Genomic DNA, 567 nt, shown 5'->3' with positions numbered 1-567 from the left:
GATCCGGCCGCCGCGCCTCGGGCGACTGCGGGATGGCGACGAGCAGCGCCGCCTCGGCGGTCGAAAGCCGCGCGGGCTCCTTGCCGAAGAAGGCGAGGCTCGCGGCGCGCACCCCCTCCAGATTTCCGCCATAGGGCGCGAGCCGAAGGTAGAGTTCGAGCACGCCGGTCTTGCCGACCTCCCGCTCCAGCGCGAGCGAGGCGCCCGCCTCGCGCCATTTCCGCGGAAGCGTCCGCGAGCGATCAGGCGTCAGCAGCCGCACCACCTGCATGGTGAGCGTGGAGCCGCCCGAGACGATTCCGCCCGAGCGCGCCGCCTGCCAGGCCGCCCGGAGCGCCGCCAGCGGGTCCACGCCCGGATGGGCGAAGAAGCGCTTGTCCTCATAGGCGAGCAGCATCCTCAGGAAACGGGGGTCGACCCCGGATCGCTCGACCGGCAGCCGCCAGGCCCCGTCGGCGGCCGCGAACGGCCGCAGCAGCCGCCCGTCGCGATCCAGCACGAGCGTCGATAGCAGGGCGGAGCGTCCGGGCTCCGGCGCAGGAATCGAGCCAAGGCTGATCGCGGCCG

General features: G+C 73.9%; 1 protein-coding gene. It reads right to left on the bottom strand.

Annotated features, from left to right (window positions below; all coding sequences use genetic code 11):
* Window positions 1–559, bottom strand: a 559-nt coding sequence (locus ACIKT0_RS19775) for a transglycosylase domain-containing protein (protein WP_407106947.1), incomplete at its 3' end; no start/stop codon positions are given.
* Between the last annotated feature and the right edge of the window lie 8 nt (window positions 560–567).

Source organism: Hansschlegelia beijingensis (assembly GCF_045505405.1).
GTDB lineage: Bacteria > Pseudomonadota > Alphaproteobacteria > Rhizobiales > Methylopilaceae > Methylopila > Methylopila beijingensis_A.
This window is presented reverse-complemented; position numbering and strand designations above follow the sequence as displayed.